The sequence below is a fragment of the Pseudomonas sp. SMV7 genome (genome assembly GCF_052041995.1).
In the GTDB taxonomy this organism is placed as follows: domain Bacteria; phylum Pseudomonadota; class Gammaproteobacteria; order Pseudomonadales; family Pseudomonadaceae; genus Aquipseudomonas.
Map to the genome: position 1 here is coordinate 1 of NZ_JBKGGT010000017.1, position 25825 is coordinate 25825.

26 protein-coding genes and 3 tRNA genes are annotated in these 25825 nt (G+C 63.5%); 21 read left to right on the top strand and 8 right to left on the bottom strand.

Features of this window, described 5'->3' with window-relative positions; translation table 11 throughout:
- Positions 1 to 108 precede the first annotated feature (108 nt).
- The 3 genes from ACLEJP_RS19210 to ACLEJP_RS19220 are packed head-to-tail and all read left to right on the top strand — an operon-like array spanning position 109 to position 3671.
- Positions 109 to 768 (top strand): paraquat-inducible protein A, encoded by a 660-nt coding sequence (locus tag ACLEJP_RS19210; protein WP_225780276.1) that lies wholly within the window; start codon positions 109 to 111, stop codon positions 766 to 768.
- The gene (locus ACLEJP_RS19215) at positions 755 to 1378 is read left to right on the top strand and encodes a paraquat-inducible protein A (RefSeq protein WP_186689420.1); all 624 of its coding nucleotides are present in this window, start codon (positions 755 to 757) and stop codon (positions 1376 to 1378) included. Before ACLEJP_RS19210 ends, ACLEJP_RS19215 begins: the two co-directional genes overlap by 14 nt.
- Complete coding sequence (locus ACLEJP_RS19220) at positions 1371 to 3671, top strand: MlaD family protein (protein WP_440808891.1); 2301 nt, start codon at positions 1371 to 1373, stop codon at positions 3669 to 3671. Before ACLEJP_RS19215 ends, ACLEJP_RS19220 begins: the two co-directional genes overlap by 8 nt.
- Before the next feature lie 235 nt (positions 3672 to 3906).
- On the opposite strand, the gene rpsT is transcribed toward ACLEJP_RS19220, so the two are convergent.
- Entirely contained in the window at positions 3907 to 4185 is a 279-nt protein-coding gene (gene rpsT, locus ACLEJP_RS19225) for a 30S ribosomal protein S20 (RefSeq protein ID WP_003247625.1), read from the bottom strand.
- Between the two features lie 250 nt (positions 4186 to 4435).
- Between rpsT and murJ the strand changes: the two genes are divergently transcribed.
- From murJ to ispH, 6 genes are all read left to right on the top strand, one after another.
- Positions 4436 to 5974, top strand: a complete 1539-nt coding sequence (gene murJ / locus ACLEJP_RS19230; protein ID WP_225780278.1) for a murein biosynthesis integral membrane protein MurJ — start codon at positions 4436 to 4438, stop codon at positions 5972 to 5974.
- A gap of 118 nt (positions 5975 to 6092) precedes the next feature.
- Positions 6093 to 7043 carry a bifunctional riboflavin kinase/FAD synthetase gene (gene ribF, locus ACLEJP_RS19235; protein ID WP_225780279.1) on the top strand — a complete coding sequence of 317 codons (951 nt, stop codon included), beginning with the start codon at positions 6093 to 6095 and terminating at the stop codon, positions 7041 to 7043.
- Complete coding sequence (gene ileS, locus ACLEJP_RS19240; RefSeq protein WP_440808895.1) at positions 7040 to 9871, top strand: isoleucine--tRNA ligase; 2832 nt, start codon at positions 7040 to 7042, stop codon at positions 9869 to 9871. The genes ribF and ileS overlap by 4 nt, the downstream gene beginning before the upstream one ends.
- Positions 9864 to 10379 carry a signal peptidase II gene (gene lspA, locus ACLEJP_RS19245; RefSeq protein ID WP_170028137.1) on the top strand — a complete coding sequence of 172 codons (516 nt, stop codon included), beginning with the start codon at positions 9864 to 9866 and terminating at the stop codon, positions 10377 to 10379. The genes ileS and lspA overlap by 8 nt, the downstream gene beginning before the upstream one ends.
- Positions 10372 to 10809, top strand: a complete 438-nt coding sequence (gene fkpB, locus ACLEJP_RS19250) for an FKBP-type peptidyl-prolyl cis-trans isomerase (RefSeq protein WP_440808897.1) — start codon at positions 10372 to 10374, stop codon at positions 10807 to 10809. The genes lspA and fkpB overlap by 8 nt, the downstream gene beginning before the upstream one ends.
- Before the next feature lie 14 nt (positions 10810 to 10823).
- A complete protein-coding gene (gene ispH, locus ACLEJP_RS19255; RefSeq protein ID WP_186674026.1) occupies positions 10824 to 11771 on the top strand; it encodes a 4-hydroxy-3-methylbut-2-enyl diphosphate reductase in 948 nt (315 codons plus the stop codon).
- A 56-nt stretch (positions 11772 to 11827) separates the two neighbouring features.
- Here ispH and ACLEJP_RS19260 read toward each other — a convergent pair whose 3' ends face one another.
- Positions 11828 to 12328, bottom strand: a complete 501-nt coding sequence (locus ACLEJP_RS19260) for a GspH/FimT family pseudopilin (protein ID WP_440808900.1) — start codon at positions 12326 to 12328, stop codon at positions 11828 to 11830.
- A 109-nt stretch (positions 12329 to 12437) separates the two neighbouring features.
- On the opposite strand from ACLEJP_RS19260, the gene ACLEJP_RS19265 reads away from it, so the two are divergent.
- Genes ACLEJP_RS19265 through thiO form a run of 5 tightly spaced genes read left to right on the top strand, consistent with a single transcriptional unit; the run spans position 12438 to position 15271 of the window.
- Positions 12438 to 12620, top strand: coding sequence for a prepilin-type N-terminal cleavage/methylation domain-containing protein (locus tag ACLEJP_RS19265; RefSeq protein ID WP_225780283.1), 183 nt, complete (start codon positions 12438 to 12440; stop codon positions 12618 to 12620).
- A complete protein-coding gene (locus tag ACLEJP_RS19270; RefSeq protein WP_440808902.1) occupies positions 12617 to 13267 on the top strand; it encodes a PilW family protein in 651 nt (216 codons plus the stop codon). Before ACLEJP_RS19265 ends, ACLEJP_RS19270 begins: the two co-directional genes overlap by 4 nt.
- The gene (locus ACLEJP_RS19275) at positions 13264 to 13728 is read left to right on the top strand and encodes a hypothetical protein (protein ID WP_440808904.1); all 465 of its coding nucleotides are present in this window, start codon (positions 13264 to 13266) and stop codon (positions 13726 to 13728) included. Before ACLEJP_RS19270 ends, ACLEJP_RS19275 begins: the two co-directional genes overlap by 4 nt.
- A 1-nt stretch (position 13729) precedes the next feature.
- Positions 13730 to 14119, top strand: coding sequence for a type IV pilin protein (locus ACLEJP_RS19280; RefSeq protein ID WP_440808906.1), 390 nt, complete (start codon positions 13730 to 13732; stop codon positions 14117 to 14119).
- 54 nt (positions 14120 to 14173) lie between these two features.
- Positions 14174 to 15271: a glycine oxidase ThiO gene (thiO, locus tag ACLEJP_RS19285; RefSeq protein WP_440808908.1), complete on the top strand. Its 1098-nt coding sequence runs from the start codon at positions 14174 to 14176 to the stop codon at positions 15269 to 15271.
- A 33-nt stretch (positions 15272 to 15304) separates the two neighbouring features.
- Here the strand turns inward: thiO and ACLEJP_RS19290 are convergent, their stop codons facing one another.
- Both ACLEJP_RS19290 and ACLEJP_RS19295 read right to left on the bottom strand, forming a co-directional pair.
- A complete protein-coding gene (locus ACLEJP_RS19290) occupies positions 15305 to 15535 on the bottom strand; it encodes a PP0621 family protein (RefSeq protein ID WP_289133731.1) in 231 nt (76 codons plus the stop codon).
- Positions 15536 to 15629: 94 nt separating this feature from the next.
- Positions 15630 to 16649, bottom strand: a complete 1020-nt coding sequence (locus tag ACLEJP_RS19295; RefSeq protein WP_225780296.1) for an outer membrane protein assembly factor BamD — start codon at positions 16647 to 16649, stop codon at positions 15630 to 15632.
- Positions 16650 to 16796: 147 nt separating this feature from the next.
- Here ACLEJP_RS19295 and rluD point away from each other — a divergent pair, with 147 nt between their 5' ends.
- The 6 genes from rluD (at position 16797) to ACLEJP_RS19325 (ending at position 22017) form a co-directional block, all read left to right on the top strand.
- The gene (gene rluD / locus ACLEJP_RS19300) at positions 16797 to 17759 is read left to right on the top strand and encodes a 23S rRNA pseudouridine(1911/1915/1917) synthase RluD (protein ID WP_170028155.1); all 963 of its coding nucleotides are present in this window, start codon (positions 16797 to 16799) and stop codon (positions 17757 to 17759) included.
- Positions 17756 to 18496: a peptidoglycan editing factor PgeF gene (gene pgeF / locus ACLEJP_RS19305; RefSeq protein WP_440808913.1), complete on the top strand. Its 741-nt coding sequence runs from the start codon at positions 17756 to 17758 to the stop codon at positions 18494 to 18496. The genes rluD and pgeF overlap by 4 nt, the downstream gene beginning before the upstream one ends.
- Positions 18497 to 18747: 251 nt before the next feature.
- A complete protein-coding gene (gene clpB, locus ACLEJP_RS19310; RefSeq protein ID WP_186689392.1) occupies positions 18748 to 21312 on the top strand; it encodes an ATP-dependent chaperone ClpB in 2565 nt (854 codons plus the stop codon).
- Between the two features lie 466 nt (positions 21313 to 21778).
- Positions 21779 to 21854 (top strand) — tRNA-Asn (locus ACLEJP_RS19315).
- 4 nt (positions 21855 to 21858) lie between these two features.
- Positions 21859 to 21935, top strand: a tRNA-Pro gene (locus ACLEJP_RS19320).
- A 6-nt stretch (positions 21936 to 21941) separates the two neighbouring features.
- Positions 21942 to 22017, top strand: a tRNA-Lys gene (locus tag ACLEJP_RS19325).
- A 206-nt stretch (positions 22018 to 22223) separates the two neighbouring features.
- On the opposite strand, the gene ACLEJP_RS19330 is transcribed toward ACLEJP_RS19325, so the two are convergent.
- The 4 genes from ACLEJP_RS19330 to ACLEJP_RS19345 all read right to left on the bottom strand — a co-directional run bounded on the left by ACLEJP_RS19330 (position 22224) and on the right by ACLEJP_RS19345 (position 25026).
- Positions 22224 to 23519 carry an NAD(P)/FAD-dependent oxidoreductase gene (locus tag ACLEJP_RS19330; RefSeq protein WP_225780299.1) on the bottom strand — a complete coding sequence of 432 codons (1296 nt, stop codon included), beginning with the start codon at positions 23517 to 23519 and terminating at the stop codon, positions 22224 to 22226.
- An 84-nt stretch (positions 23520 to 23603) separates the two neighbouring features.
- Positions 23604 to 23777: a DUF3094 family protein gene (locus ACLEJP_RS19335; RefSeq protein ID WP_013970765.1), complete on the bottom strand. Its 174-nt coding sequence runs from the start codon at positions 23775 to 23777 to the stop codon at positions 23604 to 23606.
- A gap of 133 nt (positions 23778 to 23910) precedes the next feature.
- Positions 23911 to 24540, bottom strand: coding sequence for a DUF1780 domain-containing protein (locus ACLEJP_RS19340; RefSeq protein WP_013970766.1), 630 nt, complete (start codon positions 24538 to 24540; stop codon positions 23911 to 23913).
- 54 nt (positions 24541 to 24594) lie between these two features.
- A complete protein-coding gene (locus ACLEJP_RS19345) occupies positions 24595 to 25026 on the bottom strand; it encodes a hypothetical protein (protein WP_440808919.1) in 432 nt (143 codons plus the stop codon).
- 110 nt (positions 25027 to 25136) lie between these two features.
- On the opposite strand from ACLEJP_RS19345, the gene ACLEJP_RS19350 reads away from it, so the two are divergent.
- Positions 25137 to 25820 (top strand): energy-coupling factor ABC transporter permease, encoded by a 684-nt coding sequence (locus tag ACLEJP_RS19350; RefSeq protein WP_225780301.1) that lies wholly within the window; start codon positions 25137 to 25139, stop codon positions 25818 to 25820.
- Positions 25821 to 25825 lie beyond the last annotated feature (5 nt).

A 25825-nucleotide genomic window follows, 5' to 3' on the forward strand; every position in this document is an offset into this window, starting at 1 on the left:
AGCCAGGCATGCACGGTCCCATGTGGGGCAGGTGCGCCTGCCCCCACATCTCCCACAATCCGGGCAAGAACACTAGAATAGCCCCACGCACCTATTCAGAAGCGCTATATGCCCAATCCTGTCGAACCCGAATCATTGGCACGCTTGCCGTTGGACGAGTTGGTTGCCTGCCATGAATGCGACCTGCTGCTACGCAAGCCGGTACTCCAGCATGATGAAAAGGCCCTGTGCCCGCGCTGCGGCTACGAGCTGTACGCCCATCGACACAATGTGGTCAACCGTAGCCTGGCGCTGGTACTGACGGCACTGCTGCTGTTCGTGCCGGCCAATTTCCTGCCAATCATGCAGCTGCACCTGCTGGGCCAGACATCGGACGATACCGTCTGGAGCGGCGTGCTGGGCCTGTACAACTCGGAAATGCGTGGCGTGGCCGTGGTGGTGTTTCTCTGCAGCATGGCCATACCCTTGGCAAAGCTACTCTGCCAACTGGCCGTACTGTTGAGCATCCGGCTGAACATCGGGCGCGATTATGGCCTGCTGTTCTACCGCATCTATCACCACTTGCGTGACTGGGGCATGCTCGAGGTCTATTTCATGGGCGTGCTGGTGGCCATCGTCAAGCTTGTGGACCTGGCCGAGCTCACCGTGGGCCTGGGGCTGTTCTGCTTCATCAGTCTGCTGTTGATCCAGGTATGGCTCGAAGTGGTGATGTCGCCGCACCAGATCTGGAGTGCGCTATCGGGGGAAGATCTGCATGCGGGCGATTGATGCGGGCATTCTGGTCTGCAATGAATGTCACGAGCTGAATCGGCAAGAGCCGGGCAGCACTTCACAAACCTGCACGCGCTGCGGTGCCATCGTGCATGCCCGTCGCCCGAACAGCATCGTGCGTACCTGGGCGCTACTGATCGCTGCATCGATCCTGTACATCCCGGCCAACATGTTGCCGATCATGACCGTGAGTACGCTCGGCCAAGGCAGCCCCGACACGATCATGTCCGGCGTCATCACCTTGCTCAAGCATGGCATGGTGCCCATTGCTGCCGTGGTCTTCATTGCCAGCATCCTGGTGCCCACCTTCAAGCTGGTGGGGATCGGCCTGCTGTTGTATTCCGTTCAGCGTCGGCAGCCGCTTTCGGCGCGGCAACGGATCTTGATGTACCGCTTCATCGAATTCATCGGACGCTGGTCCATGCTGGATATCTTTGTCATCGCCATCCTGGTGGCGGTGGTGAATTTCGGCCGAATCGCCAGTGTCGAAGCCAACCTGGGCGCTGTCGCCTTTGCAACTGTGGTGATCCTGACAATGCTTGCTGCTTTAACTTTCGATCCCCGACTGATCTGGGATAACACGGAGTCGGATGACGACCATGAGTGACCTGCCAACGGCTAAAACCCGCCCTGCCTCGAACTGGTCGGCCATCTGGATCCTGCCTTTGATCGCCTTGATGATCGGCGGCTGGCTGGCGTGGCAGGCTTACCGTGATGCTGGCGTGGAAATTGAAGTCCGCTTCGAGTCGGGCGAGGGCATCGTCGCCAACAAGACCGAGGTCATCTACAAGGGCATGCCGGTCGGCAAGGTGACCCGCTTGGTGCTGGATGCCAAGGGCGAGAACCAGGGGGTGATCGCCACCATCGAGATGAACAAGGCCGCTGAACCGCACCTGACCAAAGGCACGCGCTTCTGGCTGGTCAAGCCAAGTGTCAGCCTGGCGGGTATCTCCGGTCTTGAAACACTGGTGTCCGGTAACTACATCGCCGTCAGCCCGGGGGAAGGGGAGCGTACCAAGCGCTTCACTGCGTTGAAGGTGGCGCCGCCGTTGTCGGACACCGAGCCGGGCCTGCACCTGACCCTCAAGGCTGACCGGCTCGGTTCACTCAACCGTGACAGCCCGGTGTTCTACAAGCAGATCCAGGTTGGCCGGGTGAAAAGCTATCGCCTTTCCGACGACCAGAGCACTGTCGAAATCAAGGTCTTCATCGAGCCGGCATACGCCAGCCTGGTGCGCAAGCACACGCGTTTCTGGAATGCCAGCGGCGTCAGCATCGATGCTTCGCTGTCGGGGGTGAAGGTGCGCAGCGAGTCGCTGTCGAGCATCGTCGCCGGTGGTATCGCCTTTGCCACGCCGGAACACCGCAAGGACAGCCCGCCCACCGACTCCAGCCTGCCGTTCCGCCTGTATGAGGACTTCGACGCAGCCCAGGCCGGTATCCGCGTGAAGCTGAAGCTGAGCGATTATGAGGGCCTGCAGGCGGGCCGTACGCCGGTCATGTACAAGGGGATCCAGGTCGGCTCGTTGAAAACCCTGAAGATGGAAGACAACCTGGCCAGCGCCTCGGCCGAATTGACCCTGGACCCATTGACCGAGGACTACCTGGTCGAGGGCACGCAGTTCTGGGTGGTCAAACCCTCGATTTCGCTGGCGGGTATCACCGGCCTGGAAGCACTGGTCAAAGGCAACTACATCGCTATTCGTCCCGGCGAGAAGGGCGCACGCCCCGAGCGCGAGTTCGAGGCCCGTGCCAAGGCGCCGCCACTCGACCTCAAGGCGCCTGGCCTGCACATGGTGCTGTTCGCTGATACCCTGGGTTCGCTGGAGATCGGTAGCCCGGTGATGTACCGCCAGGTGAAGGTGGGTAGCGTACAGAGCTACCAGTTTGCGCGTAACAGCAACCGCATCCTGATCGGCGTGCATATCGAGAAGGAATACGAAAAACTGGTCAACGGCTCGTCGCGCTTCTGGAACGTCAGTGGTATCACCCTGACCGGGGGCCTGTCGGGCATCAAGATCAAGAGCGAGTCGCTGCAGACGCTGATGGCCGGTGGTATTGCCTTCGACACGCCGCGAGCCGATGTGGCGCTCAAGCGTCACATTCCGCGCTTCCGTCTGCACGACAGCCAGGAGGCGGCCAACCGTGCAGGCACGTTGGTCACCATCCGCGTGGACCGTGCCGATGGCTTGAAGCCGGGTACGGCAATCCGCTTCCGCGGCCTGGATGTAGGCAGCATCGAGAGCGTCGACCTCACCGATGACCTGCAGGCGGTGTTGCTGCGGGCGCGCATTACCGAGGCAGCGAACCGTATTGCCCGGGTCGGCACGCAGTTCTGGGTAGTCAAGCCGGCCTTTGGCCTGGTGCGTACACAGAACCTCGATACCCTGGTTGGCGGGCAATACCTGGAAGTGCAACCGGCAACCAAGGACCGTGGCCCGCAGCATGACTTCATCGCGCTGGCCGAAGCCCCGCAAGTGGCAGGGCCGGAAGTCGGCCTGCCGTTGACGCTCAGTGCCCCGCGTCGTGGTTCGATCAAGCCGGGTGTACCGGTGACCTACCGCGAAGTCGCGGTGGGCAAGGTGACGGGTTTCGAGCTGGGCCAGAGTGCTGACCGGGTGCTGATCCATATCCTCATCGAGCCGCGCTATGCGGCACTGGTACGCAGCGGCAGTCGCTTCTGGAACAGCAGTGGCTTCGGTTTCGACTGGGGGCTGTTCAAGGGGGCTACGGTGCGTACCGAGTCGGTGGAAACCCTGATCGACGGTGGTATCGCCTTCGCCACACCGGATGGCGAGCAGATGGGTAACCCGGCGCGGCCGCAGCAGACCTTCGCCTTGTTCGACCAGGCCGAAGAAGAATGGCTGAAGTGGGCGCCGAAGATTCAGATAGCCAAGTAATACCAGGCCAACTCAGGCTCGCTTCTTTGCAGGAGCGGCCTTGCATCGCGAGCGGGCTGCATGGCAGCCCCTCGATTGCAACTGCAACGCAGATACCGTTGGGGCCGCCTTGCAGCCCGATCGCGATGCAAGGCCGCTGCTGCCAGAAGCGGTGCGGCGATGGGGTAGTACTGAAGCACAAATCGCAGGCAACAAAAAACCGACCCTAGGGTCGGTTTTTCGACTAGCGCGTCGCTTAGGCAGCTGCAGCTTCTTTCAGCGCCTTGATGTGGCCATTCAGACGGCCTTTGTGACGAGCAGCCTTGTTCTTGTGGATGATGCCCTTGTCGGCCATACGGTCGATTACAGGCACAGCCAGAACGTAAGCGGCTTGCGCTTTTTCGGCGTCTTTTGCGTCGATGGCTTTGACTACATTCTTGATGTAGGTGCGGACCATGGAACGCAGGCTGGCGTTGTGGCTGCGACGCTTCTCAGCCTGTTTTGCACGTTTCTTGGCGGAAGGTGTGTTGGCCACCGTCGAGCTCCTCGAAAGACTTTAGGTAAATAGCAAACAAAATAGGCCGCGAATCATGCCGATCAGTCGAGCGGATGTCAAGGCCACCTGCAAGGTTCCGCCGAGCGGTGCGCCAACAGGAGGGAAAGATTCCTTTCTGCTGCGCGACCTGTAAACTCGGGAATTTTTGGCTCCCCTGCGAAGGCGCGGGAGTATCGCACATTCGGACGCTGTCTGGCAGCGTCCTCTGCCCCTGGCGTGAATCTTTTCGATGAACCTGCTCAAATCCCTGGCTGCGGTAAGCTCGATCACCATGATTTCGCGGGTGCTGGGCTTTGTCCGCGACACCATCCTGGCGCGCATCTTCGGCGCCGGCATCGCCACCGATGCCTTCTTCATCGCCTTCAAGCTGCCCAACCTGCTGCGGCGCATCTTTGCCGAAGGTGCGTTTTCCCAGGCGTTCGTGCCGATCCTGGCGGAATACAAGACCCAGCAAGGCGAGGAGGCCACCCGGACCTTCATCGCCTATGTCAGCGGCCTGCTGACCCTGGTCCTGGCACTGGTCACCGCCATCGGCATCCTGGCCGCACCGTGGGTGGTCTGGGCGACCGCCCCCGGCTTTGTCGACAGTGCCGAAAAGTACCAGCTGACCACCGCCCTGCTGCGGGTGACTTTTCCTTATATATTGCTGATCTCGCTGTCTTCGCTGGTCGGGGCCATCCTCAATACCTGGAACCGTTTCTCGGTGCCGGCCTTCACCCCGACCCTGTTGAACGTGGCAATGATCGTCTTCGCCGTGCTGCTCACGCCGTACTTCGACCCGCCGATCATGGCCCTGGCCTGGGGCGTGCTGGCCGGCGGCCTGGCGCAGCTGCTGTACCAGCTGCCAGCGCTGAAACGGATCGGCATGCTCGTGCTGCCGCGCCTGAACCTGCGCGACGCCGGCGTCTGGCGGGTGCTCAAGCAGATGCTGCCGGCGATTCTCGGGGTGTCGGTGAGCCAGATCTCGCTGATCATCAACACCATCTTTGCCTCGTTCCTGGTAGCCGGCTCGGTGTCCTGGATGTACTACGCCGACCGTCTCATGGAGCTGCCTTCAGGCGTGCTGGGCGTGGCCCTGGGCACCATCCTCCTGCCGACCCTGGCCAAGACCTACGCCAACAAGGACCGTGAAGAGTACTCGCGGATTCTCGACTGGGGCCTGCGCCTGTGCTTCCTGCTGGTACTGCCGTGCACCCTGGCCCTGGCCATCCTCGCCGAGCCGCTGACCGTGGCGCTGTTCCAGTACGGCAAGTTCACTGCCACCGACGCGGCCATGACCCAGCGGGCATTGATTGCCTATTCCGTGGGCTTGCTGGCGATCATTCTGGTCAAGGTGCTGGCCCCGGGCTTCTATGCGCAGCAGAATATCCGCACGCCGGTGAAGATCGCGGTGTTCACCCTGGTCTGCACGCAGCTGTTCAACCTGGCCCTGATCGGCCCGTTGGCGCATGCCGGCCTGGCCCTGGCGATCAGCCTGGGGGCCTGCCTGAATGCCGGCCTGCTGTTCTGGAAACTGCGCAGCCAGCAGCTGTTCCAGCCACAGCCTGGGTGGGCGATGTTCCTGCTCAAGCTGCTGTTGGCGGTGGGGCTGATGTCGGCGGTGTTGCTGGCCGGCATGCACTACCTGCCGGCCTGGGAGCAGGGCAACATGCTGGCGCGCCTGGTTCGCCTGGGGGCGCTGGTACTGGCAGGTGTGGTGAGCTATTTCGGCTGCCTGTACCTGTGTGGTTTCCGGCCTCGGCATTTTGCCCGCAAGGCCTTGCACTGAGGCATCGGGCGGGTCAGGCGTCGGTTTTTCGCATTCCACGCCGCTCTTGGGCGCTGCTGCCTGTCACCGGCGCCCGGGTGTGGTTATAATCGGCCACTTTATGAGCAAGAAGCGCGTTATGCAGCTGGTTCGAGGTCTTCACAACCTGCGCCCCGAGCACCGGGGCTGTGTCGCCACCATTGGCAACTTCGACGGGGTTCACCGCGGCCACCAGGCGATCCTGGGGCGTCTGCGCGAGCGCGGCCAGGCCTTGGGCCTGCCCACCTGCGTGGTGATCTTCGAACCCCAACCACGCGAATACTTCGCCCCCGATACCGCACCGGCGCGCCTGGCCCGCCTGCGTGACAAGATCGAACTGCTGGCGGCCGAAGGCATCGACCAGGTCCTGTGCCTGGCATTCAACCAGCGCCTGAGCCAGCTCGGCGCCGATGCCTTCGTCAAGACCATCCTCGTCGACGGCCTGGGTGTACGCCACCTCGAAGTCGGCGATGACTTCCGCTTCGGCTGCGACCGCGCCGGCGACTTTGCCTTCCTGGTCGATGCCGGCAAGCAGTACGGCTTCACCGTCGAGGCCGCCAATACGGTGGTCCAGGACGGCCTGCGGGTCAGCAGCACCGAAATACGCAAGGCGCTGTCCGAAGGCAACTTCGAACTTGCCGAGCACCTGCTGGGCCGCCCCTACAGTATCAGCGGCCGCGTGCTGCACGGCCAGAAGCTGGCCCGCCAGCTCGGTACACCCACTGCCAACATCCAGCTCAAGCGCCGCCGCGTGCCGCTGTCCGGGGTCTACCTGGCCAGCATCGAGATTGACGGCAAGGCCTGGCCGGGTGTCGGCAATATCGGCGTGCGTCCGACCGTTGCCGGTGACGGGCGCCCGCACCTGGAAATTCATCTGCTGGACTATGCCGGTGACCTGTATGGCCGGCGCCTGACGGTGGAGTTCCACCACAAGCTGCGTGAAGAGCAGCGTTTCGCCTCCCTGGAGGCGCTCAAGTCGGCGATCGATGCGGATATCGCCGCCGCACGTGCACATTGGCACGCTCAACCGCTAACGAAGAGCCTGAAATGACCGACTACAAAGCCACGCTAAACCTTCCGGACACCGCCTTCCCCATGAAGGCCGGCCTGCCTCAGCGCGAACCGCAGATCCTGCAGCGCTGGGACAGCATTGGCCTGTACCAGAAGCTGCGCGAAATTGGCAAGGATCGTCCCAAGTTCGTCCTGCACGACGGCCCGCCCTATGCCAACGGCAAGATTCACATCGGTCATGCGCTGAACAAGATCCTCAAGGACATGATCGTCCGTTCCAAGACCCTGGCCGGCTTCGATGCGCCGTACGTGCCGGGCTGGGACTGCCATGGCCTGCCGATCGAGCACAAGGTCGAGGTCACCCACGGCAAGCACCTGTCCGCCGACCGCACCCGCGAGCTGTGCCGCGAGTATGCCGCCGAGCAGATCGAAGGGCAGAAGACCGAGTTCATTCGCCTGGGCGTGCTGGGTGACTGGGACAACCCGTACAAGACCATGAACTTTGCCAACGAGGCCGGTGAAATCCGCGCCCTGGCCGAGATGGTCAAGCAAGGCTTCGTGTTCAAGGGCCTGAAGCCGGTGAACTGGTGCTTCGATTGCGGCTCGGCGCTGGCCGAAGCCGAGGTCGAGTACGCTGATAAGAAATCGCAGACCATCGACGTGGCCTTCCCGGTTGCCGACGAGGCCAAGCTGGCCGCCGCGTTCGGCCTTGATACGCTGGCCAAGCCGGCCGCCATCGTGATCTGGACCACCACCCCGTGGACCATCCCGGCCAACCAGGCGCTGAACATCCACCCCGAGTTCAAGTACGCCCTGGTCGATACCGGCGCGCGCCTGCTGGTGCTGGCCGAAGAACTGGTCGAAGCGTGCCTGAAACGCTACAACCTGGAAGGCTCGGTGATCGCCACCGCCCAGGGTTCGGCACTGGAGCTGATCAACTTCCGTCACCCGTTCTACGACCGCCTGTCGCCGGTGTACCTGGCCGACTACGTCGAACTGGGCGCCGGTACCGGCGTGGTGCACTCTTCGCCAGCCTACGGTGAAGACGACTTCGTCACCTGCAAGCGCTACGGCATGGTCAACGACGACATCCTCACCCCGGTGCAGAGCAACGGCGTGTATGTGGATTCGCTGCCATTCTTCGGCGGCCAGTTCATCTGGAAGGCCAACCCGGCCATCGTCGACAAGCTGAGCGAAGTCGGTGCGCTGATGCACACCGAAACCATCAGCCACAGCTACATGCACTGCTGGCGCCACAAGACCCCGCTGATCTACCGCGCCACCGCGCAGTGGTTCGTGGGCATGGACAAGCAGCCGTCCACTGGCGAGCCGCTGCGTGAGCGCGCGCTGAAAGCCATCGAGGACACCAAGTTCGTGCCGGCCTGGGGCCAGGCGCGCCTGCACGCGATGATCGCCAACCGCCCGGACTGGTGCATCTCGCGTCAGCGCAACTGGGGCGTGCCGATCCCGTTCTTCCTGCACAAGCAGACCGGTGAGCTGCACCCGCGCACCGTCGAGCTGATGGAAGAAGTGGCCAAGCGCGTCGAGCAGCAGGGCATCGAGGCCTGGTTCAAGCTGGACGCTGCCGAACTGCTGGGCGCCGAGGCCGAGCAGTACGACAAGATCGCCGATACCCTCGACGTCTGGTTCGACTCCGGTACCACCCACTGGCATGTACTGCGTGGTTCGCACGACATCGGTCACGCCACCGGCCCGCGTGCCGACCTGTACCTGGAAGGCTCCGACCAGCACCGCGGCTGGTTCCACTCTTCGCTGCTGACCGGCTGCGCTATCGACGGCCATGCGCCGTATCGCGAACTGCTGACCCACGGCTTCACCGTGGACGAGAACGGCCGCAAGATGTCCAAGTCGCTGGGTAACACCATCGAGCCGGAAAAGGTCAACAACACCCTGGGTGCCGACATCCTGCGCCTGTGGGTCGCCGCCACCGACTACTCCGGCGAGATGGCCGTTTCCGAGCAGATCCTGCAGCGTAGCGCCGACGCCTACCGCCGTATCCGCAATACTGCACGCTTCCTGCTGTCCAACCTGTCCGGCTTCGACCCCGCCCGTGACCTGCTGGCCCCGCAAGACATGCTGGCGCTGGACCGCTGGGCGGTGGACCGCACCCTGCTGCTGCAACGCGAACTGGAAGAGCACTACAGCGAGTACCGTTTCTGGAACGTCTACTCCAAGGTGCACAACTTCTGCGTGCAGGAACTGGGTGGCTTCTACCTCGATATCATCAAGGATCGCCAGTACACCACCGGCGCCAACAGTGTCGCCCGCCGTTCCTGCCAGACCGCGCTGTACCACATCAGCGAAGCGCTGGTGCGCTGGATCGCCCCGATCCTGGCGTTCACCGCTGACGAAATCTGGCAATACCTGCCGGGCGAGCGCAACGAGTCGGTGATGCTCAATGGCTGGTACGAGGGCCTGAGCGAGCTGCCGGAAGGCACCGAGCTGGACCGCGCCTACTGGGACCGCGTGATGGCGGTGAAGGCATCGGTCAACAAGGAGCTGGAGAACCAGCGTACCGCCAAGGTCATCGGCGGCAACCTGCAGGCCGAAGTTACCCTGTATGCCGATGAAGGCCTGAGCGCCGACCTGGGCAAGCTGGGCGACGAGCTGCGCTTCGTGCTGATCACCTCGGCCGCCAGCGTGGTGCCGTTCGTCCAGGCGCCGGCCGACGCCGTGGCCACTGAAGTCGAGGGCCTCAAGCTGAAGGTGGTCAAGTCCGGCCACGCCAAGTGCGGCCGTTGCTGGCACTTCCGCGCCGACGTCGGCAGCCATCCGGAGCATCCGGAAATCTGCGGCCGTTGCGTCGACAACCTGAGCGGCTCGGGTGAGGTGCGCCACTATGCCTAACCCTGCAGCGGGGCGCTTCGGGCGCCTTGCATGGCTGTGGCTGAGCCTGTTGGTCCTGGTCCTCGACCAGGCCACCAAGCTGTATTTCAACAACGCCCTGACCATGTACCAGCAGATCGTCGTGATTCCCGACTACTTCAGCTGGACCCTGGCCTACAACACCGGCGCGGCCTTCAGCTTCCTGGCGGAAAGCTCCGGCTGGCAGCGCTGGCTGTTCGCCCTGATCGCCGTGGTGGTCAGCGCCGTGCTGGTGGTGTGGCTCAAGCGCCTGGGGCGCAACGAGACCTGGCTGGCCGTGGCGCTGGCGCTGGTGCTGGGGGGGGCGATCGGCAACCTGTACGACCGTGTCGTGCTCGGCCATGTGGTCGACTTCATCCTGGTGCACTGGCAGAACCGCCATTACTTCCCGGCCTTCAACCTGGCCGACAGCGCCATCACCGTTGGTGCGGTGATGCTGGCGCTGGATATGTTCAAGAGCAAGAAGTCCGAGGATCCGGTCCATGACTGACACCCGTATCGGCCAGAACACCGAAGTCACCCTGCACTTCGCGCTGCACCTGGAAAACGGCGATACCGTCGACAGCACCTTCGACAAGGCCCCGGCCACGTTCAAGGTGGGCGATGGCAACCTGCTGCCAGGCTTCGAGAATGCCTTGTTCGGCTTCAAGGCCGGTGACAAGCGCAACGTGGTGGTGGCCCCGGAGAACGCCTTCGGCCAGCCCAACCCACAGAACGTGCAAGTCATGCCGCGGTCCCAGTTCGAGGGCATGGAGCTGTCCGAAGGGTTGCTGATCATCTTCAACGACGCCGCCAACACCGAGCTGCCGGGTGTGGTCAAGGCGTTCGATGACGAGCAGGTGACCATCGACTTCAATCACCCACTGGCTGGCAAGACCCTGACCTTCGAGGTGGAGATCCTCGAGGTCAAGGCCCTGTAAGCCTGGAGCCGAACATGCAAATCAAACTCGCCAACCCTCGCGGCTTCTGCGCGGGGGTCGACCGGGCGATCGAGATCGTCAATCGCGCGCTGGAAGTCTTCGGCCCGCCGATCTATGTGCGTCACGAAGTGGTGCACAACAAGTTCGTGGTGGAAGACCTGCGCAACCGTGGCGCCATCTTCGTCGAGGAGCTGGACCAGGTGCCGGACGACGTCATCGTCATCTTCAGTGCCCACGGGGTTTCCCAGGCCGTGCGCCAGGAAGCCGCGGGCCGTGGTCTGAAAGTGTTCGACGCTACCTGCCCGCTGGTGACCAAGGTGCACATCGAGGTGGCCAAGTACAGCCGCGATGGCCGTGAGTGCATCCTTATCGGCCATGAAGGGCACCCGGAAGTCGAAGGCACCATGGGCCAGTACGACGCCAGCAACGGTGGCGCCATCTATCTCGTCGAGGACGAGGAGGATGTCGCCAACCTGCAGGTGAAAGACCCGGACCACCTGGCCTTCGTCACCCAGACCACGCTGTCGATGGACGACACCAGCCGCGTCATCGATGCCCTGCGCGCACGTTTCCCGAACATCGGCGGCCCGCGCAAGGACGACATCTGCTACGCCACCCAGAACCGCCAGGATGCGGTGAAGCAACTGGCGGACGAGTGCGACGTGGTGCTGGTGGTCGGCAGCCCGAACAGCTCCAACTCCAACCGCCTGCGCGAGCTGGCCGAGCGCATGGGCACGCCGGCCTACCTGATCGACGGCGCCGAAGACCTGCAACGTGGCTGGTTCGAGCAGAAGGCGCGAATCGGCATTACTGCCGGCGCTTCGGCCCCCGAGGTGCTGGTGCGTGGCGTGATCGAGCAGCTCAAGGCCTGGGGCGCTACCGGCGCTGAAGAACTGGATGGGCGTGAAGAAAACATCACCTTCTCCATGCCCAAAGAGCTGCGGGTTCGTTCGCTGATTTGACCTGACCCTGTCCCGGCCTATCGCTGGCTTGCCAGCGATAGGCGGCTACGCCCGGTTCAGGGCTGGGCGGCCGCCGGGCACTGGGTGCTTGGGGCGGCTTCTGTATCCAGCCTGACTCTGCCGGTCGATGCCAGTACCACGTTATAGCGGCTGTCGCCTGACGAGCGTTCACAAACACGCAGGGTGGCAGCCAGAAACTGGTTGCTCGGCCCCAGCGGAACCCCCTGCGCACTGAATTTCACCTGCCCGCCACTATTGCCAGCAATCTCCAGCGGCCGTGAAAGACGCTGTTCACGCAACAGTTGCTGGTTATGTTCCAGCAGTACCCGCCAACCGTTCCCCCACTTGCCGTCCAGCGGCTGCACCAGCACCGTCTGGCCTTGCAACATGGCGTGGCTGCGCGCACTGCGCAGGGCCTGCGCCAGGTCGCGGGCGGCAGCAGCCCTGTGCAAGTCGTCGCTCAACCGTGCATAGGCCGGCATGCCGAGCTGGGCCAGCAATACCGCCACGGCCAAGGCCGACAACATTTGAATCAGTGTTACGCCTCGTTGCTTCACCGTGCATTCCTCCATGGAAGTGCTTGGCTATAGCTTCTCGGTCGTTGGACAGGAGCACCAGTCGCCCGAGTTCAAGGCAATTGCAGGAAAAGTCTCAGGAGGTGCAGGGATGCAGGTAGTTCAACGGGGCATGACACTGCTGGAAGTGCTCTTGGCGGTGGTGGTAGTGGCGGTCGGCCTGTTTGCAGCGGCAGGCCTGCAACTGCAGGCATTGCAGGCCGTGGAGGGCGCGCGCCGCGACGGCCAGGCCGCCATGGCGGCGCATAGCGAACATGAACGGGGGCGACGGTGAAGCGCCGCCAGGACGGGTTCGGCCTGTTGGAGGTGACGTTGGCGCTGGCCCTCGGCTTGATGCTGATGGCAGCGGTCGGCCAGCTGTTCGTCTCTGCCCACCAGAACTGGCGCCTGCAAAGTACTGCGGTGCGCATGCACAGTGAGGCCCGTCTGGCGCTGCTGCGCATGGCCCAGGACATCCGCATGGCAGGGATGTTCGGTTGCCTGCGCTTGCAGCCTGGCGATATCAGGAGTCTGTCAGCACGACAGGCGTTTGCCCGCCCGCTGGAAATCGAGGGGGCCACACTTCGCCTGGTGGTGGCAGAGTTGCCCGGCCACCCCGGGGCGCCGGAATGGTTCGTGCAGACCGATTGCGTCGAGGAGGTGATAGTGGAAAAAGAACGCAACGAGGGCAAGTTCTACCCGCTGGCCTACCCCATCAGCACATACGTCTACCAGCTGCAGGGCAACACCCTCAGATTCAAGCGGGCAGCAGGCCGCCTGCAGCCGCTCGTGGAGCATGTGCAGAGCATGCATATCGAACGCGTACAAACGCCGGGCGGGGAGCGGGTCGATATCGCCCTGACGTTGCATGAACCATCCCTGGGCATCCGCCAGCAGCACGCGTTGAGCGTGGCAATTCGCAACCCGGTAGCGTCGCCATGAGCCGCCAGCGTGGCGTGGTTCTGCTGTTGGCCCTGGTGCTCAGCCTGTTGCTCGGCCTGCTTGCGGCATCGGCCCTGCGTGAAGCGTTGGTGGAAACACGGCTGACCGGCGAGCTGCGCGATGGCTTGCTGGCGCTGGAGCAGGCTGAGGCAACCTTGCTGGCAGGGGAGGGCGAGCTTCGGCGGGCGCCCCCAGCGCTTTGTTCAGCGTGCCTGCCGCCAAGCCGACCGCACGAGCTGGTCGGGCTCTGGCAGCGTGGCGGGGACGGTTTTTTCCAGGTACAGAACCTGGGCACCAGTGATCGTGCCGCGCATATGCCAGAAGGGCAGCAGACCACCCTGTTCAGGGTCACTGCGGTCAGCTTGCACACCGAGCCGCGATATGTACTGGAAGCGGTCTATGCCGTGGTTGACGACACAACCCGCCGTGTCACCTGGCGGCAAAGATTGCGAGGAGACTGACATGCAGCAAGGCCTGAGCCTGATTGAAATGTTGATTGTGCTAACGGTCACCGGCATTCTGGCAGCCATTGCCTACCCCAGTTACCACGACCAGCTCCGGCGCGCTGCCCGCAGCGAGGCGGTCGGCCTGTTGCACGATGCCGCTCTGCGCCTGGAGCGCCACCGCGCGCTCACCGGCCAGTACGCCGAGGGCGAGCCGGCCTTGCCCGTTGGTAACCGCTACTACGCTCTGCAGGCCCAGCGCGACAAGGACATTTTCACCTTGCGCGCCCGACGGCTGCCGGGCGGACTGATGGCGCAGGACCGCTGTGGTGACTTCCAGCTCGACCAGGCTGGCGTAAGGAGCAATCCGGGCGCCGTTGGCGACAGTGCACACTGCTGGGGAAGCTGAAGGTTGGATGATGCCGGGGGCATCGCGGAATTACTTCAGGTGTTGGATCGACAGATGAGCAAGCAAGTAGTGGTGGTTGGCGGCGGGGTGATCGGCCTGCTGACGGCATTCAACCTGGCCGCCAAAGTCGGGCAGGTGGTGGTGTGCGACCAGGGCGAGGTCGGCCGCGAGTCGTCCTGGGCCGGCGGTGGCATCGTTTCGCCGCTGTACCCGTGGCGCTACAGCCCGGCAGTAACGGCCCTGGCGCACTGGTCGCAGGACTTTTACCCACAGCTGGGCGAGCGCCTGTGCGCCAGCACTGGCGTCGACCCGGAAGTACACACCACCGGGCTGTACTGGCTCGACCTGGACGACGAAGCCGAAGCGCTGGCCTGGGCCGCGCGCGAACGGCGGCCGCTGAGCGCGGTGGACATTTCCGCGGCCTATGACGCGGTGCCGGTACTGGGCCCAGGCTTCCGCCGGGCCATCTACATGGCCGGCGTGGCCAACGTGCGCAATCCGCGCCTGGTGAAATCACTCAAGGCGGCCTTGCTGGCGCTGCCCAACGTGACCTTGCGTGAGCATTGCAAGATAACCGGCTTCGTCGAGCGCGACGGCCGGGTGACCGGTGTGCAGACGGGCGACGGCGTGCTGGCGGCGGATGAGGTGGTGCTCAGCGCCGGAGCCTGGAGTGGCGAGCTGCTGCGTACGCTTGGCCTGGCGCTGCCGGTTGAACCAGTGAAAGGGCAGATGATCCTGTTCAAGTGCGCCGAAGATTTCCTGCCCAGCATGGTGCTGGCGAAAGGGCGGTATGCGATCCCGCGGCGCGACGGCCACATTCTGGTGGGCAGTACGCTGGAGCATGCCGGGTTTGACAAGACGCCGACGGTGGATGCGCTGGAGAGCCTGAAGGCGTCGGCGGTGGAGTTGCTGCCCGGGCTCGAAGGGGCCGAGGTGGTAGCGCATTGGGCCGGGCTGCGGCCGGGCTCGCCGGAAGGCATCCCCTACATCGGGCCGGTGCCGGGGCACAACGGGTTGTGGCTGAACTGCGGGCATTACCGCAACGGGCTGGTGCTGGCGCCGGCTTCGTGCCAGCTGTTTACCGACCTGTTGACCGGGGCGGAGCCGATCATCGACCCGGTGCCGTATGCACCGGCTGGGCGGTTGGGCTGACATTATCGGGGCTGCAAAGCAGCCCCACGGGGCCTAGCGGGATTGCCCCGGCCCCTGCTGCAGGTGCGCCTGGCTGCAATACCATTCGTTGCCTTGCTGCAGCGCCCGGTCATTGGGCAGGTGCACGCCACAATGGGCACAGCGCACCATCTTCAGCGGCGCATCCAGCTTGGCCTCGGGGCGCGATTGCTGGCTGACTTTGAATTTGCGCCACAGCCAGAACGCGGCGGCGATCAGGGCGATCCAGAAAAGTAGGCGAACCATGGTGTCCAGCTTGTCGGTTGAAGAAGCCGACAGTCTAGGGCGCGGCCAATAAAAAAGGGAGGCCCATGGCCTCCCTTTCACCTAGCGCAGCAGATCAGTCGAACAGACCAAAGGTCATGTAGCTGAACCAGGAGCGGTCCTGCTCGGCTTCCTTCGGCCCTTCCGGCACGATCGGGTCACCGTTCTCGTCCTTCGGCAGCAACTCTTGCGGCATCTCGTCACGCGCGTCCTGGAACTGCTTGACCACGTCCTGGTTGGCGCGGGTTTCGCCCGGCGGCAGCGGGGTGTCGGTTTCGATCAGGCCCAGGGTGGCCTTGGACAGCCAGCCACGGCCGTCAGACTCGGTCTGCTTGGGCTGGAACTGGCCATCGACCAGGCTCGGGTGGTCCGGGTAGTTGAGCTTGAGGGTTTCCAGGCTGGTGGCCGCCAGTTCGTCCAGGTGCATCTTCTGGTACGACTCGACCATTACCGCCAGGCCATCACCGACCGACGGGGTTTCCTGGAAGTTTTCCACCACGTAGCGGCCACGGTTGGCTGCAGCGACATAGGCCTGGCGGCTCAGGTAGTAGTCGGCCACATGGATTTCATACGCGGCCAGCAGGTTGCGCAGGTAGATCATGCGCTGCTTGGCATCAGGCGCGTAGCGGCTGTTGGGGAAACGGCTGGTCAGCTGGGCGAACTCGTTGTACGAGTCGCGCGCGGCACCCGGGTCACGCTTGGTCATGTCCAGCGGCAGGAAGCGCGCCAGCAGGCCACGGTCCTGGTCGAACGAGGTCAGGCCCTTGAGGTAGTAGGCGTAGTCGACGTTCGGGTGCTGCGGGTGCAGGCGGATGAAGCGCTCGGCGGCCGACTTGGCAGCTTCGGGCTCCGAGTTCTTGTAGTTGGCGTAGATCAGCTCGAGCTGCGCCTGGTCGGCATAGCGGCCGAACGGGTAACGCGACTCCAGGGCCTTGAGCTTGTTCACGGCGCTGGTGTAGCTGGAATTGTCCAGATCAGCCTGCGCCTGCTGGTACAGCTCGGCTTCGCTGAGGTTCTCGTCAATGACTTCCTTATTGGAGGAACAGGCCGCGGTGAGCCCGAGGATGGCGATCAGCAGCAGGTGTTTCACTTGCATGGCGGCTTGCGTCCCTTTGACGGCCGCTGTCTTGGGCGGTGCCGTCCTGTTATGATGAGCGCCCCGGCCAACCCCGGGACAAAAGAAGCCGTATTTAACCACAAGCTCGCAGCCGAAACCAAAGGCTGTGCGCCCGCCGAATCGAGCATGTCCGAGATCATTCAACTTAGCGCAGAGGTGCCGTCCGAACTGGGCGGTCAACGCCTCGACCAGGTCGCCGCCCAATTGTTCGCCGAGTACTCGCGTTCGCGGCTAACTTCGTGGATCAAAGAAGGCCGCCTGACGGTCGATGGCGCGGTAGTGCGCCCTCGGGACCTCGTCCATGGTGGCTCGCAGCTTATCCTGGAGGCCGAGCAGGAGGCCCAGGGTGAGTGGGTAGCAGAAGATATCGAACTGGATATCGTCTACGAAGACGACCACATCATGGTGATCAACAAGCCTGCCGGGCTGGTTGTGCACCCGGCCGCCGGGCATGCCAGTGGCACCCTGCTCAATGCCTTGCTGCACCACGTGCCGGACATCGTCAACGTACCGCGCGCCGGTATCGTTCACCGCCTGGACAAGGACACCACCGGCCTGATGGTGGTGGCCAAGACCTTGCAGGCGCAGACCAGGCTGGTCGAGCAGATGCAGGCGCGCAAGGTCAGCCGCATCTACGAGTGCATCGTGATTGGCGTGGTCACCGCTGGCGGCAAGATCGATGCCCCGATCGGCCGCCATGGCGGCATGCGCCAGCGCATGGCGGTTACCGACGGCGGCAAGCCGGCGGTCAGCCACTACCGTGTGCTCAAGCGCTTCCGCTCGCACACCCACGTGCGGGTCAAGCTGGAAACCGGTCGTACCCACCAGATTCGCGTGCACATGGCGCATGTGGGGTTCCCGCTGGTCGGCGACCAGACCTACGGTGGCCGCTTCCGGATTCCGCCAGCTGCCAGCCCGACCATGGTCGAGGCGGTGAAAACCTTCCCGCGTCAGGCACTGCATGCGCGCTTCCTCGCGTTGGCCCACCCGATTACCGGTGAAGTCATGAAGTGGGAATCGCCACTGCCGGACGACTTCGTCTGGTTGCTGTCGCTGCTGAACCAGGACCGCGAGAGCTTTATCGGATGAGTGGCCTGACGCAGACGCTGCTATATCCCGACTGGCCGGCCCCGGCCTCGGTGCGCGCCTGCGTCACCACGCGCCAGGGCGGTGTCAGCCTGCCGCCCTATGAAACCTTCAACCTTGGCGACCACGTTGGCGATGACCCGGCTGCGGTGGCCGAGAACCGTCGCCGCCTGAGCGAAGAATTCGCCATCCAGCCGGCCTGGCTCAAGCAGGTGCACGGCCTGATGGTGGCCGATGCCGACCCGGGCGTGGTCGCCGAGGCCGACGCCAGCTGGACCGACCGGCCAGGCATTGCCTGTGCGGTGATGACTGCCGATTGCCTGCCGGCGCTGTTCTGCGACCGTGCCGGCACCCGCGTGGCGGCGGCGCATGCCGGCTGGCGCGGGCTGGCCGGGGGTGTGCTGGAAGCCACGCTCGACCGCCTGGCATTGCCGCCTGAAGAGGTGCTGGTGTGGCTGGGGCCGGCGATCGGGCCGCAGGCTTTCGAAGTCGGCCTGGAAGTGCGCGATGCCTTTACCGCGGTGCATCCCGAAGCGGCGCGAGCGTTTGTCGATGGCGAGCGGCCGGGCAAGCTGATGGCCGACATCTATGCGCTGGCACGCATCCGCCTGGCCGCGCGTGGGGTGACTGCCGTTTATGGCGGTGGCTGGTGCACGGTCAGCGACGAGCGGTTCTTCTCCTATCGGCGCACCCCGCAGGGCGGGCGCTTCGCCTCGCTGGTCTGGCTGGACCCGCGCTAGCCTGCACGGGCCTCTTCGCGGGCACGCCCGCTCCCACAGGTAATTCACAACCGTTGAAACCTTTTGGTGTACCTGTGGGAGCGGGCATGCCCGCGAATGCCCTGGCGCCAATCCAACAGGTTGACTCTGGTCAACCCCGCTACGCTTGAATCTTCCACAATCAGCCTTATCTATAAGGTCATCTCAGGCAGGTTTCTTCATCAACAGGCGCTGTCCATCGCTCCGACCTGCCCTTTAAAGGAAGGTATCCCATGCGAATAGACCGTTTGACCAGCAAGCTCCAGCTTGCCATATCCGATGCCCAGTCCCTGGCCGTTGGCATGGACCACCCCGCCATCGAGCCCGTGCACCTGCTGCAGGCGTTGCTCGAGCAGCAGGGCGGTTCGATCAAGCCGCTGCTGATGCAGGTAGGTTTCGACATCAACAGCCTGCGCCAGGCGCTGGTGAAAGAACTCGACCATCTGCCGAAAATCCAGAACCCGACCGGCGACGTCAACATGTCGCAGGACCTGGCGCGCCTGCTCAACCAGGCCGACCGCCTGGCCCAGCAGAAAGGTGACCAGTTCATCTCCAGCGAGCTGGTGTTGCTGGCCGCCATGGACGAGAACAGCAAGCTCGGCAAGTTGCTGCTCGGCCAGGGCGTCAGCAAGAAGGCCCTGGAAAACGCCATCAACAACCTGCGCGGCGGTGCGGCTGTCAACGACGCCAACGCCGAGGAATCGCGCCAGGCGCTGGACAAATACACCGTCGACCTGACCAAGCGGGCCGAGGAAGGCAAGCTGGACCCGGTGATCGGCCGTGACGACGAAATCCGCCGTACCGTGCAGGTGCTGCAACGCCGGACCAAGAACAACCCGGTGCTGATCGGCGAGCCTGGGGTCGGCAAGACCGCCATCGCCGAAGGCCTGGCGCAGCGCATCATCAACGGGGAAGTGCCGGACGGCCTCAAGGGCAAGCGTCTGCTGGCGCTGGACATGGGCGCGCTGATCGCCGGCGCCAAGTACCGTGGCGAGTTCGAGGAGCGCCTCAAAGGCCTGCTCAATGAACTGTCCAAGCAGGAAGGCCAGATCATCCTGTTCATCGACGAACTGCACACCATGGTCGGTGCCGGCAAGGGCGAGGGCGCCATGGACGCCGGCAACATGCTCAAGCCGGCCCTGGCCCGCGGCGAGCTGCACTGTGTGGGCGCGACCACGCTCAACGAATACCGCCAGTTCATCGAGAAGGACGCGGCCCTGGAGCGGCGCTTCCAGAAGGTCTTGGTCGAGGAGCCGAGCGAGGAAGACACCATCGCCATCCTGCGTGGCCTGAAGGAGCGCTATGAAGTGCACCACAAGGTGGCCATCACCGATGGCGCCATCATCGCTGCGGCCAAGCTCAGCCACCGCTACATCACCGACCGTCAGTTGCCAGACAAGGCCATCGACTTGATCGACGAAGCGGCCAGCCGCATCCGCATGGAGATCGACTCCAAGCCGGAAGTGCTCGACCGCCTCGACCGTCGCCTGATCCAGCTCAAGGTGGAATCGCAGGCGCTGAAGAAGGAAGAAGACGAAGCCGCGAAGAAACGCCTGGAGAAGCTCACCGAGGAAATTACCCGGCTGGAGCGTGAATACGCCGACCTGGAAGAAATCTGGGCGTCGGAAAAGGCCGAAGTGCAGGGCTCGGCGCAGATCCAGCAAAAGATCGAGCAGGCCCGCCAGGAACTGGAAGCCGCCCGCCGCAAAGGCGACCTCAGCCGCATGGCCGAGCTGCAGTACGGGGTGATCCCCGACCTGGAGCGCAGCCTGCAGATGGTCGACCAGCACGGCAAGGCCGACAACCAGTTGCTGCGCAACAAGGTCACCGAGGAAGAAATTGCCGAAGTGGTGTCCAAGTGGACCGGCATCCCGGTGGCGAAGATGCTCGAAGGCGAGCGCGAGAAGCTGCTGAAGATGGAAGAGCTGCTGCACCAGCGCGTGATCGGCCAGGGCGAGGCGGTAACCGCCGTGTCCAACGCCGTGCGCCGCTCGCGTGCCGGGCTGTCCGACCCGAACCGGCCCAGTGGCTCGTTCCTGTTCCTCGGCCCGACCGGTGTGGGCAAGACCGAGCTGTGCAAGGCCCTGGCCGAGTTCCTGTTCGACACCGAAGAGGCCATGGTGCGCATCGACATGTCCGAGTTCATGGAGAAGCACTCGGTAGCGCGCCTGATCGGTGCCCCGCCAGGCTATGTCGGCTATGAAGAGGGCGGTTACCTGACCGAGGCGGTACGCCGCAAGCCTTACTCGGTGGTGCTGCTGGACGAGGTGGAAAAGGCCCACCCGGATGTGTTCAACGTGTTGCTGCAGGTGCTTGAGGACGGCCGCCTGACCGACAGCCACGGGCGCACCGTGGACTTCCGCAACACGGTGATCGTGATGACCTCCAACCTGGGCTCGGCGCAGATCCAGGAGCTGGTAGGTGACCGCGAGGCACAGCGGGCAGCGGTGATGGACGCGGTGGGTTCGCACTTCCGCCCGGAATTCATCAACCGTATCGACGAAGTGGTGGTGTTCGAGCCGTTGGGCCGCGAGCAGATTGCCGGTATTACCGAAATCCAGCTGGGCCGCCTGCGCAGCCGTCTGCAGGAGCGCGAACTGTCGCTGAGCCTGAGCCCGGAAGCTTTGGACAAGCTGATTGCCGTGGGTTACGACCCGGTGTATGGCGCGCGGCCGCTGAAGCGGGCGATCCAGCGCTGGATCGAAAACCCGTTGGCGCAGTTGATCCTGGCAGGCAAGTTCATGCCCGGTACGGCGATTACCGCCAAGGTGGAAGGCGAGGAGATCGTCTTCGCCTGATTGGTTGCTCCATGAGCCCCGCATTTGCGGGGCTTTTTCTTGCCTGTTTTCCTGTGCTGGCCTCTTCGCGGGCATGCCCGCTCCCACAGGAATTGCACAGATTTTGAGGGCTGCGCCGTCCCTGTGGGAGCGGGCTAGCCCGCGAAGAGGCCGGCGCGGCCCCAGCAAATCCGGGGTGTTTAGAATTTCCTGGATAACTTGCTGAAATTTTTGAAATTTTTGCTTGCATCTAAAATCGAGTGCCCCTAATATACGCCGCGTTGTCAGGCACTAAGCGAATCACCAGCAGCACCGGGGATCGCAAAACAACTTACAAATCAGTAAGTTGAACGAAAAAAAGTGGTTGACAAGCAAAACGAAGAATGTAGAATAGCCGGCCTCAGCAGCGACAACGCGAAAGCGGATAGCCAAAGAGATCGAAGCTAACACAAGCTTCGAAGTAGTAAAGGTTGTACCGAAGTTCAGTTCCGCGATAGCTCAGTCGGTAGAGCAAATGACTGTTAATCATTGGGTCCCTGGTTCGAGTCCAGGTCGCGGAGCCAATCTCGGGGTGTAGCGCAGTCCGGTAGCGCGCCTGCTTTGGGAGCAGGATGTCAGGAGTTCGAATCCCCTCACCCCGACCATTTTCCGGGTCGTTAGCTCAGTTGGTAGAGCAGTTGGCTTTTAACCAATTGGTCGTAGGTTCGAATCCTACACGACCCACCATGTAAAAAGGGCATCTCGAATGAGATGCCCTTTTTCTTTTGCCTCGAATTAATCCCCAAAGAATGTGCCGTCAGTACGGCCTGTCCAGGCCGACCGCAGGCATACCCCTGTGGCAGCGGGCTTGCCCGCGAACACGGGCGAAACCCGTGCCCGGCACCGCGACGCCTTCTTCGCGGGCAAGCCTTGCAGGTGGAGCCAGATGCCTGTCAGTGCAACTTCAGGCGCGGCTCGGTACCCCGGCCAATCTTGCTGCCGAGCATCATCAGTGCGGTGCGGAAGAAACCGTACAGTGCCATCTGGTGCATCCGGTACAACGACACATAGAACATGCGCGCCAACCAGCCTTCCAGTTTCACACTGCCCATCAGGTTACCCATCAGGTTGCCCACCGCCGAGAAGCGCGACAGCGACACCAGCGAACCGTAGTCCTTGTACGCGTAGGTCGGCAGCGCCTTGTTCTCCAGCCGTGCCTTCAGGCTCTGCGCCAGCATCGAGGCCTGTTGGTGCGCGGCCTGCGCCCGTGGCGGCACGTTGCGGTCGCTGCCGGGTTGCGGGCAGGCGGCGCAATCGCCGAAGGCAAAGATGTTGTCGTCGCGCGTGGTCTGCAGGGTAGGGCGCACCACCAGCTGGTTGATGCGGTTGGTCTCCAGGCCATCGATGTCCTTGAGGAAGCCCGGCGCACGGATACCCGCCGCCCAGACCTTCAGGCTGGCCTGGATCACTTCGCCATCCTTGGTTTTCAGGCCATCCTCGGTCACTTCACTGACGGCCGCGTTGGTCATCACCTTGACCCCAAGTTTTTCCAGGGTCTTGTGCACCGGCACGCTGATGCGCTCGGGCAGTGCCGGCAGCACGCGCGGGCCGGCTTCGATCAGGGTGATGTGCATGTCCTTGGGCTGGATGCGGTCCAGGCCATAGGCCGCCAGTTCGTGCGCCGCGTGGTGCAGCTCGGCCGCCAGTTCCACACCGGTGGCACCCGCGCCGACGATGGCCACGCTGATTTTTTCGCTGGCCACGTCACCGGCATGGGCGCGCAGGTAATGGTTGAGCAGTTGCTGGTGGAAACGCTCGGCCTGCTTGCGGGTGTCGAGGAACAGGCAGTGCTGCGCCGCGCCCAGGGTGCCGAAGTCGTTGGTATTGGAACCCACGGCAATCACCAGGGTGTCGTAGCCCAGGGTACGCGCAGGCAGCAGCTCGCGGCCCTCTTCGTCGAGGGTGGCGGCCAGCTGAATCTGCTTGCCCTCGCGGTCCAGGCCGCTCATGCGGCCCAGCTGGAAGTTGAAGTGGTTCCACTTGGCCTGGGCCACGTAGTTCAGTTCGTCTTCCGAGGAGTTCAGCGAGCCTGCCGCCACTTCGTGCAGCAGTGGTTTCCAGATATGCGTGAGGTTGGCGTCGACCAAGGTAATCTCGGCCTGCTTGCGCTTGCCCAGGCTTTTACCCAGGCGGGTCGCCAGTTCCAGGCCGCCGGCGCCGCCGCCGACAATCACGATGCGATGAGTCATGGGAATATCTCATAAGGTTTACGGAATTCGTGGCCCAGGGGGCCGGCCGCAAACTGCGCGAGGGGCGGGCGAGCGCGAAGCAGCTCATAGCACCAGGCCACTCAGCAGGCGGCTGATGAGACCCAACCCGATGGTCACGGCCACCACCAGCACTAGGAGCAGCCACGGCCGGAAGGGCCTGCGCTCGACTTGGTGCTGGGGGGCTCGCAGATACTCATCGACGCGACGCTGATCTTCCGGATTCAGGCGGCTGGTCATGGTGGGGCCTCGTCAGGTAGACGTTTGTGACTGCGCAAACGCTACAGCGTTCACGCAGGCGCTTGAAACAAATGATAATGCCTTCTATCTCTGCCGCCGAGTGTACGCCATCGCAAACACTCGCTGCACTGGATCAAAGACTGATGCCCACGTCGAACACGATGCTGCGGCCCAGGTTGCCGCGCAGGAAGTCCGGTGCATCCGGGTGGGCGAACAGCACCCGGGCGAAGGTCGGCCCGACCAGCGACAGCGAACGCCAGCCCTGGCGCAGGTATTCGGTGGGTGGCGGGAAGTGGGTGTTGAGGTCGAGCACCTCGCGCTTGAGGCTGGCGAAGGCGATGATATCCAGCTCGTTCAGCTCCAGCCCGCGTTCGCGGTAATTGTGCGCCTTCTTGCGCAAGGTCGGCGCCAGGCGCCCCAGCAGCTCGGTAGCACTGATGCGCCGCGGGCGCGCTTCGCGGCGTACCAGCTGCGCCAGGGAAAACGCACTGCGCCGGCGTTGCAGCTCTTCGCGCCATTCATCGTTCAACCGGCGGCCTTCGTCGAGCACGAAAAACACCTCGAAGGCGGCATCGCGGAACAGCACGTCTGGCGGTTCCTGCCCGGCCGGGGTGAAGTCCTCGCTGCGGTAGGGGATGTTCAGCCCTTGCAACAGGCGTTGGCACACCCAACGCTCCCGCTCCCACTTGCGGGCGTTGGACAGAAAGGCATTGGCTTGTTCGGCCTGGATGGTAAGCAGGCGCAGGTAATCTGAGTCATCCATGGGGCAAGCTTAGACCCTAATCGATGACGGTAAGATGCTGTTTGTGCGGAAAAATCAGTGCAGCGCCGGCCACTGCTGCACCAGCCCCAGCAAATGCACCAGGCCAAAGCCCAGGCACACCAGCGAACTGACCACGATAAACCGCCGCGAGCGCCCGGTGCCGGCCAGCAGCATCGGCCCCAGCAAGCCGCGCGCCAGGAACACCAGGGTGATCAGGCAGATGGCCGGCAACAGCAAGGGCAGCCGCGCGATTGCCCCGGCAGCCGAAAGTGCATAGGCCGACCAGGCCAGCAATACGCAGGCGATGGCGGCAGTGATCAGGCCTGGGTACCAGCGGCCTCTTTCGGCGGCCACTGCCATGCGTTCGCCAGCGCCGAACAACCGGTACCAGCGTGGCCCGACGGCGATGATGGCCAGGTGAAGCACGCCGATAGTGGCGTCGAGCGCTGCTGCCAGCAGCAGGGCGAGGTTGGTTCCTTCCGGCATGAGCAATGCGTCCTGCATCGAATGAGTCCGCCAGCCTAGCGCAGCCGAATGAAACCGAGAATAGGTGTAGACTCGCCATTATCCACAGGGCGGCAAGGGGCATTGTTCAGGTGATCAGCGCGCAGGTGTTGTCCGGAACCACCCTTACCCTCGGCTGGCTCGGTTACCTGCCGTTGCTGGCCTGGGCGGCCAGCCAGGTGCGCTGGGTGGAACTGCTCAGCGACCGGCGCCGCCAGCACCTGCTGTTCGGCACGGTGTTCTGCCTGTTTGCCCTGTGGCTGGTAAGGCGTGATTTCGATACTGGGGTGTCCTACCACTTCATCGGCATGACCGCGGTGACGCTGTTGCTGGACTGGCCGCTGGCGGTGCTGGGCGGTTGCATGGCGCAGGTCGGCTTGCTGGTGCTGGGGCGCCAGGACCTGGCGGCGCTGGGGATCAATGGCTTGTTGCTGGTTGGCTTGCCGGTGCTGATTGCCGAGGCATGCGCGATAGCGGTCGAGCGTGCCCAGCCGCGCAACCTGTTCGTGTACATCTTCTGTTCCGGGTTCTTCCCCGCAGCACTGACCGTACTGGCCTGCCTGTCGGCCGGGCTTGGCCTGTTGTGGCTGAACGGGCGCTTCGCCATGCCGGAGTGGCTCAGCGACTTTGTCGGCTACCTGTGGCTGATGATGTTCCCGGAAGCGTTCATCAACGGCACGGTGATCAGTGCACTGGTGGTGTTCTGCCCGGAGTGGCTGGAAACCTTCAACCGCACGCGCTATCTGCAGGCGCCGTGGAAGGAGGATGAGCGATAGCTGCG